8 protein-coding genes and 1 tRNA gene are annotated in these 9,694 nt (G+C 36.1%); 4 read left to right on the top strand and 5 right to left on the bottom strand.

What is annotated here, in order from left to right:
• The coding region (holA, locus tag LDB17_RS00975; RefSeq protein ID WP_393924834.1) for a DNA polymerase III subunit delta at positions 1-794 on the bottom strand (794 nt) is incomplete at its 3' end.
• A complete protein-coding gene (locus LDB17_RS00970) occupies positions 788-1,567 on the bottom strand; it encodes an AMP nucleosidase (RefSeq protein WP_252637644.1) in 780 nt (259 codons plus the stop codon). The genes LDB17_RS00970 and holA, both read right to left, overlap by 7 nt.
• 78 nt (positions 1,568-1,645) lie before the next feature.
• Here LDB17_RS00970 and LDB17_RS00965 point away from each other — a divergent pair, with 78 nt between their 5' ends.
• Both LDB17_RS00965 and LDB17_RS00960 read left to right on the top strand, forming a co-directional pair.
• Positions 1,646-2,095: a type I restriction enzyme HsdR N-terminal domain-containing protein gene (locus LDB17_RS00965; protein ID WP_252637642.1), complete on the top strand. Its 450-nt coding sequence runs from the start codon at positions 1,646-1,648 to the stop codon at positions 2,093-2,095.
• 190 nt (positions 2,096-2,285) lie between these two features.
• Positions 2,286-4,658: a DUF5686 family protein gene (locus tag LDB17_RS00960; RefSeq protein ID WP_252637640.1), complete on the top strand. Its 2,373-nt coding sequence runs from the start codon at positions 2,286-2,288 to the stop codon at positions 4,656-4,658.
• Positions 4,659-4,716: 58 nt separating this feature from the next.
• Here the strand turns inward: LDB17_RS00960 and LDB17_RS00955 are convergent.
• A tRNA-Asn gene (locus LDB17_RS00955) sits at positions 4,717-4,790 on the bottom strand.
• A gap of 83 nt (positions 4,791-4,873) precedes the next feature.
• On the opposite strand from LDB17_RS00955, the gene LDB17_RS00950 reads away from it, so the two are divergent.
• Complete coding sequence (locus tag LDB17_RS00950) at positions 4,874-5,860, top strand: adenosine kinase (RefSeq protein ID WP_252637639.1); 987 nt, start codon at positions 4,874-4,876, stop codon at positions 5,858-5,860.
• Between the two features lie 71 nt (positions 5,861-5,931).
• On the opposite strand, the gene LDB17_RS00945 is transcribed toward LDB17_RS00950, so the two are convergent.
• On the bottom strand, positions 5,932-7,041 hold the full coding sequence (locus tag LDB17_RS00945; RefSeq protein WP_252637637.1) for a TlpA disulfide reductase family protein: 1,110 nt from the start codon (positions 7,039-7,041) through the stop codon (positions 5,932-5,934).
• A 97-nt stretch (positions 7,042-7,138) separates the two neighbouring features.
• Positions 7,139-8,224, bottom strand: coding sequence for a TlpA disulfide reductase family protein (locus LDB17_RS00940; protein WP_252637636.1), 1,086 nt, complete (start codon positions 8,222-8,224; stop codon positions 7,139-7,141).
• 349 nt (positions 8,225-8,573) lie between these two features.
• Here LDB17_RS00940 and LDB17_RS00935 point away from each other — a divergent pair, with 349 nt between their 5' ends.
• Positions 8,574-9,587 carry a L,D-transpeptidase gene (locus LDB17_RS00935; protein ID WP_252637634.1) on the top strand — a complete coding sequence of 338 codons (1,014 nt, stop codon included), beginning with the start codon at positions 8,574-8,576 and terminating at the stop codon, positions 9,585-9,587.
• Positions 9,588-9,694: the final 107 nt, after the last annotated feature.

Below are 9,694 nucleotides of genomic sequence, written 5' to 3'. Positions count from 1 at the left end.
ATAAAAATATATTTAAGGTAAATCAGGTTGCTGAAAAAGTTGAAGAGTACCGACATGGTCATAATCATCGGATTGTTCTTCGGATTCTTTTCGAAATAGTCAGCAATCTGATTTACCTTAAATATATTTTTATTTATAATTGCATTTAGCAATTCAAAATTATTAAAATCTTTACTGATACCTATATTTTCTTCAATAAGGTCTGCCGTAATACGCATCTGCCCGGGCGGTATAGCTATTAACAGTTTTGCAATCTCATTTGTAAGCTTACTCAGATCATTCCCCAAATAGTCGGATAGCATCTGTGCAGATTTCTGATCGATACTCAAGCCTTTTGACAATATATAGGAAGTAATAAATGCCGGAATCTTATACTCCGGTATTTTCTTCGACTCAAAAATAGCTCCCATTTTGTCAATCTCGGCATATAGCTTCTTCCTTTTATCGAGAGAGCCCCCTTTATAATTGAGAACAAGTATAGTAGATTTTAGCGGGTTCTTTACGTATACTTCGAGTTCCTCTATTTTACTTAGGTTTTGAGCTTCCTTGATTACAATGAGTTGATGATCCGACATCATCGGGTAACTGCGAGCCATTGTTATCACGGCTGTAACATTCGTTTCCATCCCATACAGTATACTCTGATTAAAATCGCGTTCCTCTTCAGGCAAAACGGTTTCAGTCAACATATTCGTAAGCTCATCTATATAATAAGGTTCATCACCCATAAAAAGATATACAGGTCTGTACTTTCGTGCTTTAATCTCTGTAACTATCTGCTCAAATGTTACCATGTTTCGAAGCGTAGGTGTTTTACTGTTTCTCCGTTATTAATTAAAGTCATTAGCGATTCGATACCCACTATGACATGCTCTTCTACAAAATTCTGTGTGACAATGTTATCACTTTTTTCGGTTTTTACACCATCAGAAATCATTGGCTGATCCGACACCAAGAGTAATGCCCCTGTGGGTATCTGATTTGCAAAGCCGCAAGTAAACAGTGTTGCGGTTTCCATATCTACAGCCATAGTTCGTATCTGAAGAAGATACTCCTTAAACTTATCATCGTGCTCCCATACTCGGCGGTTTGTAGTATATACCGTCCCTGTCCAGTAATCCTTATTATGGTTACGTATCGTAGAGGACACCGATCTTAAAAGGCTGAAAGCAGGTAGAGACGGCACTTCAGGTGGAAGATAATCATTCGATGTTCCTTCTCCTCTGATAGCTGCTATCGGTAATATATAATCCCCTAAATTATTATGCTTTTTCAGTCCTCCACACTTTCCAAGGAAAAGTACAGCTTCGGGCTCTACGGCACTCAACAGATCCATTATAGTAGCAGCATTGGCGCTACCCATACCAAAATTTATAATTGTAATTCCTTCTGCCGAGGCATTTGGCATATTGCCATCCAATCCTAAAATAGGGACATTAAAGTGATGAGCAAAAACTTCTACGTATTTGGCAAAGTTGGTTAATAATATATATTTTGTAAATTGCTCGAGTGGTCTTTTCGTATAGCGTGGTAGCCAATTTGCTACAATTTCTTGTTTTGTTTTCATATAAATTCTACTTTTGTTCGTCTAATAAACAAGCACTATCCCTTATTATTTGATATGCGGATTTAACAAAGGTAGCAAATGTTAGAGTTAAATTTACCGTCCTTCGATATAAATGTAAAAAAGATAGGTGGAAAACTCTCTATCTTAGATCCTTTACGGCGTAAGTTTGTAGCATTGACACCTGAAGAGTGGGTCAGGCAACACTTTGTGAACTTTTTGTTAAGAGAAAAAGGCTATCCCGCAGCCCTAATTGCGAACGAAATTCAGATTGACCTCAACAAGCTGAAAAAACGCTGCGATTCGGTAGTGTATAATCGTGATTTATCACCCCTGATGATTATAGAATATAAGGCACCGGATGTAGATATCACACAACAAGTCTTTGATCAGATTGTAAGGTATAACATTGTATTGAAAGTTAAATATCTGATCGTGTCCAATGGTCTGAATCATTATTGCTGCATAATAGACTATAATAAGCAGTCATTCAATTACCTATCGGATATCCCTAACTACACTGATTTATAATAAACACCAAACTACATCTTAAAGCAATACTACTAGCTTTAAAGTAAGTCGTATTCATCTCTTATTGTCACAAAAATGTGATAAAATGTTATAATTTCTCTTGTTGAATAAGATTGACAATAAGCAAAGTTCTTTGATTCTACAATAATATTAATTTTGAAGCGTGATAGTTTATTATGGAAATCAAAGGATGAAGCTTACCCTTGCTTTAGTTGTTTTTGTGTTATTTTTATACCCATGTGAGGTCTTTTCCCAATACCTTAAAGGTTTTGTCAAAAATTCCTCAGGAGTCGGTGTACCATATACTTCTATCTATATAGAAGAAGAAAAAAAGGGGTTGGTGACCAACAATGAGGGATTATTCCAGCTCAATCTTCCACCGGGAGACTACACGTTTGTTTATAAACAGATAGGATATAAAACGCAGAAACAGTCTGTTTCTATTCAAAAGGATAAAGCGTGTGAAGTCGAGATTACACTCATAGCATATCCATTCTATGAATATCAAAATACCGATAGGAAAATAGAACTGACAGGAAACGATATACTAAACAAAGTAACAAGAAAAGCGGCATCTTATACATCGTACGACGCTGATGCCTATATCAAAGGTAACTTAACATTAACCAGAATAACAGAGCTCACAAATACAGTCGTAAAGAAAATAGAGAATGTAAATGTCTCCGATCTCGAGAATAAGATCATACATCAGGAAATCAATTGCGCAGTAAAATATACAGCACCCAATAACTACAAAATTCAAGTAAACGGATATACCGGAAATATTGCTGATGCTATGAATACAAGAGGAGCTATAGGGCTTCTCAGTGAATCTCTATTCTCCGATTGGTTCAATGGCAGTATTTCTCCTTTAGGGAGAAGAGTATCTTCTTATTATAAATTCAAATATAAAGGCTATTACTTGGAAGATGGCAAAGTCATCAACAAGATAGAGGTTGTTCCACGATATGATGATTACAAATTACTGAACGGAGACTTGTACATTACAGATGACGGTAATATAACCTGTGCTAAGTTGTATAGAAAATTCCAAGGTCTGGAAACTGTTAATCAAATCACATATCAGACAATTGATGGGCACCCTAACCTTCCGATAACATATCAAACTGATATAAGCATCAATATCTTAGGAAATAAGGGAAACGTTACATATCTGACATCTCTAAAATATAAGAAGATAGATAATGGCGGAGAAGCAATAGGTGTTATAAGCAGAGGAGATGAACGACCAAAAATCAATGACAAAATAACATTTAACAAAGATGCTTATACCCAAGATTCCACATTTTGGGACAGTATAAGAATGTTTCCTGTAAATACAGAACGATTGGAGATTCTCGATCACTTTAGGTTAAAAGAAAGAATAGCATCTAAGCCTTGGTATGGAAAGGCGTTGCTGGGAGATTATTTTTTAGGAAATGACTCTAGCAAGTGGTCGTTGAGATATGGTGGTGTGAAAATGATATTCAGAGATTACAACTATGTGGATGGTTTCTGGCTCGGAAATCGTTTTTATCTCAAATCGCAAATAGACAAAGATCAACAACTCGAAATCAGCCCTTACATATACTATACGACAGCAAGACATCGGCTTATAGGGGGAAGCGACTTTACGTATAACTACTTGCCCGAAAGAGCAGGAAAGCTAAAGTTCTCCATCGGCTCCCATACTGCCGATTTCAATAGCTTAAGCATAACGCGATATAATAACTATTTCAGCTCTTTGTTTCTAGGTAAAAACTACAATTCTTTCTATCAGAAAGATTATGTCTCAGTAAATAATGATATAGATCTGACAAAGAAGCTAAAGCTAACAGTCGGGCTTGGAGTTGAAAGACGGGCAGGATTAAATAACAATACAGATTTTACGATTATAGAAAGGGACAATATCACACCGAATATAAATCCCGATAAGCGTTTCGACAGAACATATTATTCTGTGGGACTCTCTTATGTTCCGTTTGCAAACTATACAATCCAGAATAATGAATCGCCCCTTGTTTTTCATCTTCAGTATGAAGAAGGCTTCTCTTCTTGGCAAACGAACAATTCACAATATCGAAAAATAAAAGGCGGAGCTGTACAAAATATCCGATTGAATTATTTCGATAAACTAGATTATAAGTTTGAAGCAGGAGCTTTTGTCGGTGCTAGAAAAAACTTGCACTTTGCCGATTACCAGTTTTATGGTGCGCCCGACCTTGTTTTCAACTTGGGCTCACTGTTCGACTCATTTCTTTTGCTCGATAATTATGAATTGCAGGCAAACCATTACTGGGTTACACTCTCATTCAATTATGCCAGTCAATATTTTTTACTCAAACGCCTTTCGTTTCTACAAGGAAAACCATTTTTTGAAGGATTGCACTTTAAGACATTGTATACTCCCGACATAAAATTTTATTCAGAGATCGGCTATTCAATAAATATTACAAGAATGTTTGGGATGGGCGTATTTTCTTCTTTCAACAACTTCGATTACAAAACGGCAGGAGTCAGATTCTCTTTAAATCTTCAGTCTCTTCTGCTATTGAAAGATTAATCATTTGAGGTATCTATATAAAAAACAAAAGAGTTACATTTTCATGTAACTCTTTTTGCTCTTCCTCTTGGACTTGAACCAAGGACCCTCTGATTAACAGTCAGATGCTCTAACCGACTGAGCTAAGGAAGAGTGTTTGTTTCTCTCAAAAGTGACGCAAAAATAGACCTTATTTCTGAATTATGCAATATCTTTGCAAAAAAAAACGAAGAAGAATGGCAAAAGTATTAGGAATGGGCAATGCCTTAGTGGATGTTTTGGCAATTATAGAAGACGATAAGATGTTAGAACTCCTTGAACTACCGAAAGGTAGCATGCAGCTTATAGATGACAAGAAGTTTGAAATATTATCGGGTGAAATAAATAAATTAAAAAAGAATATTATATCAGGCGGTTCGGCATCGAATACAATCGTAGGATTATCCCGTCTGGGAATCGAAACCGGCTTTCTGGGAAAAGTAGGAAAAGACTTTTATGGAAACTTCTTTAAAGAAGACTTAAATAAATACAAGATCAAATCTCACCTGACCGAGGTTGATGAACCTTCGGGTGTTGCATCTACGTTCATTTCCAAGGACGGAGAGCGTACTTTTGGTACATACTTAGGAGCTGCTGCCCTATTGGATGCAGAAGAGCTTAAAACAGCCGATTTTGAAGGTTACAAGTATTTCTATATTGAGGGTTATCTGGTACAAAGCCATGCACTGATCCGCAGAGCAATCGAATTAGCCAGAGAAGCAGGAGCAAAAGTTGTACTCGACCTTGCCAGTTATAATGTAGTGGAAGCGAACTGTCAATTTCTTCTAGACATTATCCCTATGTACACAGACATCGTCTTTGCGAACGAAGAGGAAGCAAGAGCCCTATTGAATGTAGAAGCCGAAGAAGCAGTCTCTTTATTAGCTAAACAAACAGATATAGCTATAGTGAAAGTTGGAGACAAAGGATCGTGGATACAACAAGGAGACGAAAAGATATTTGTTCCCGCATACAAAGTAAACTGTGTAGACACAACGGGAGCAGGAGACCTATATGCAGCCGGATTTATATATGGACTGATACAAAACTATTCACTTTTTATCAGTGGTCAAATAGGAACTCTACTAGCCGCATACGTAATTCAAAAGATAGGAGCTAAAGTGGGCGACAACGAGTGGAATGATATAGATGACGAGATCGAAAAAATAAAGAAAGTATTATGAGATACTACTGAGTAACAAAAAAGCCTGTTTTTTACAAAAACAGGCTTTTTAATTTATGATCGGCTCTTTTGTTATTTCAAAAGCTCTTCTATCTTTTTAGTTGCTTCTTCAGCATTCAGACCTCTGGCTAATATTTTACCATCTTTGTCTAACAACATCAAGTGAGGAATAGAAGACACACCATATATTGCAGCACCTTCACTATCCCAGAATTTAAGGTCTGAGATTTGAGGCCATGTAATATTCAGATTCTTGATTCCTTTCACCCAATCTTCATTTGTTTTATCTAAAGAGATACCTACGATCTCTACCCCTTTGGCACCGTATTGCTTATAAAGTTCTACAAGCTTTGGCATTTCGGCACGACATGGAGGACACCATGAAGCCCAGAAATCGACCAAAACATATTTTCCTTTACCTGCAAAATCTGCTAATGCTATATCTTTTCCTTCCGGAGTTTTACCTTTTATATCGGTAAAAGTTTTCCCTACAGACGTTGCATCGAGAGCTTTGGCTACTTTTTCCACCTTTTGTATTCTGGCTATAGACTTATATTCTGGTTTAATAGACGGAATAAGCTCATTAAGCTGTTCGGCAGAGAAGCGATAAAAGTTGCGAGATAAGAAATAAACTCCCAGTTGGTTTTGTATATTTTCTTTTACAAAGTCGAAAGTTTCTTTTGTCCAAACATTATATTTGTCTTCATACTGTTTTTCGAGTTCAGCTTTATTGCCTGTATTCGTTGAATCATCCCTCAACTTGGAAGAGATAGACATCATTTCATTTTCTATAGCCTGGCTCTTTGTATTAAACGCTTGACAAGCATTATTCAAAGGAGTACCTTTTACTGTAGAAATGCTATCGAGAGAAACTTCTATCTGTCCGGGTTCCACTACTACCAAAACAGGTCTGTTCATATTGTCAGGCGCATCATCCAATGAGATGAAATGTATTTTTGCACCATCTTTGGCTAGTCCTTTGAAAACAAATTCTCCGTCAACAACATCTACGGTGTCAACAGCCACAAGGTCTTTCCAATTCTCATCTAAAGTCTTTAGATATACTTGTTGTCCGTCATACGTACCATTCGGTAATTTACCTTTAATGGTAAAAGCATCTTTCTCTACACAAGAAGTAGCAAATATTGCAATTGCTGCAAGAAACAAAATTATTTTCTTCATTCTAAATCAAAATAGTGGTTAATAAATAGTATATCTTAATTTTTTAAGAGTTACGTTTAAAACAAAGACAAAACTCTTATTGTTTATGACTTAAAGATTATTTTAGGATTTCAGCTATTTTATCTTCCAAATCTTTACCTCTTAAATCTGTAGCTATAACAACGCCATTTTGATCTATAAGTAATGTATGCGGAATGCTTTGCACTCCGTATAATTGCGATGCCATTGTTGTTGCATCTGCCAATTGTACCCAAGTCATTTTATAGTTTTGGACAGCTGCAGTCCATTTGTTTTTATCATCATCAACTGATATACCGACTATTTCAAGACCTTTAGACTTGTATGCATTATAAGTCTTTATAAGATTTGGTATTTCCTGAATACATGGCTGACACCATGAAGCCCAGAAATCAATCAACACTAATTTATTTTTGCCTACATAGTCAGACAAGGATACCATCTGTCCGCTTTGATCTATCAATTGAGCATCACTGTATGGATTACCTACTTCAGGTTTCACTCTGTCCAGTTCTTTTACCAATGCCTTGATCTCATCTCTGTTTCGGAATGTACTGTCGCTGGCAGCTATCAATTCTTTTAGTTGATCTTTGCTAAATGATTTTGCTGATGAATAAAATAAAAACTCACCGGCTTTATTCGAAATATTTGCCTTTGCAAAATTGAAAGTCGACATCTGTAATTGTTTTTGCAAAGTATCTACTTCTGCTCTTATTGCAGGGTTGTTTGCATCCTGAGGCGTAATTTTAGATATCTTATCGGTAAGAGAGTTCATTACCTTGTGTATATTATTAAACTCGTCATTCTTGGGTGTTCCTCCAAGAGTTACGTTTGTTTTATCAAATGTAATTTTGATGTTCCCCGGTTCTAATATCAGTGTTCCTATCGGTGTGTCATTATCTGCATTCTCTAGTTTGCCTACAGATACAAATCCCATCATAGGCTCATCGGCAGTCCCTTTAAAACTGAATTTCCCATCAGAGATCGTTACTGAGTCGATTACTGTTGCCTTCTGAGAGTTGATGCTATCTATTTTTTGTAAATATGCAACTTTTGTGTCGAATGAATTATCCGAAAACTTTCCTTCTATGGAATAAGAATTACCCTGACAAGAAACGAATAAGATTGCAAGGGTTGATAAAAAGAGAAATATGATTTTTTTCATTAATAAGAGGTATTAAGTAAATATCAAGCAAAGATAAGTAAATAGTTCATAATCTTGCTTATTTAACACTTAATACTTAAAACCGAGAGATGTATTATTGTAACTTTCAGGCTTAATTTATTTTGCATTTTGAACGATTAAATTTATCTCATAAAGAGATGGTTCGATATAAAAACAGTGACACTCTAAATGAAGCAAATAAGTGTTACCTTTGTTACTTTTTGTTTTACGTGTAGATATAAACATCGAACAATCAAGCATTTTTATTGTTTGTATCATATGTGACAAAAAATGAAATGTCGGTATTTAAATTATATCATATAAACTTCAAGAAACATTTTACGTTTTGATGAAAGCGACAACAATTTCTTTATTTTTCGTTTGTTTATTTATATTTAATTCTTGTTCCGAAAAAAACGGACAAGACTCATTTCTCAGCCAATTACGTCAGGATTCTCTCTTGATGAAGAATGCACAAAAAATGCAGAGGATAAAAGCCAAAGATATTATCATAGAGAAGGATTTTCTTTACGACCAATACACCCTGCAAGACACATATCCATATCGTGACACAACACGGCAGTTCCAATGGGAAAAGATCAAACAAGGCTTGGCTATTCTCGAAAACTTTCAACAAGAATTCTTTGCCTGGGGGATTTTACAGAATTATCGGAATAACAATGGAGAAGCTCCTCTAGTAAAGAAATATAAAAGGAATGAATACAAACGCATTGCCGACACATTAGGGGTAGAACGATTTCAAGGGATTCCTCTATTTCTTCCTACGGATACTGTTACAGGAGAACGTTATGGCAGAGATGGTGCCTTGGTAAAACTATTCAAAGACAATGTCGGGAGTTTTAGAAAAATAACTACAACGGACTCCAAAGAGTTATGGCTTGTTCCTCAGAAATATGTAAAACCAATTCATGATACCGTACAATTTAAACATGCAATATTTGTTGATCGCAACAATGAGAATATCGTCACTCTCGAGAAACTAGATAAAAAATGGATTGTAAGAAGTATGAATCCTGCCACAACAGGTTTGCATAAACCGCCATATCAGCAAGAAACCCCACTGGGGCTATTTGTTCTTCAGGAGAAGAAAGTAAAGATGTTTTTCCTTGTCGATGGCACAACAGAAACAGGAGGCTTTGCTCCTTATGCCAATCGCTTTACAAACGGAGGATATATACACGGTATTCCGGTGAATGCACCAAGTACCACATTCATAGAATATAGCCCTTCGCTGGGTACTACACCCCGTTCACACATGTGTGTGCGCAATGCGACATCGCACGCAAAATTTGTATATGACTGGGCGCCAACAGAAGAAACCATCATCTTTGTTATAGAATAATCTCTATTTTAATAAAACACATTAGCGAAAATGACTACTTGTCAGTTTGTCATTTCTATGATTCTGCTGTTTTGACAGAAATACATTTTGGCACGCATTTCGCTAAT

Source organism: Dysgonomonas sp. Shenzhen-Wh21 (assembly GCF_043392705.1).
Lineage (GTDB): Bacteria > Bacteroidota > Bacteroidia > Bacteroidales > Dysgonomonadaceae > Dysgonomonas.
The sequence above is the reverse complement of the archived record's forward strand: the minus strand, read 5'-3'. Positions and strand labels throughout refer to the sequence as shown.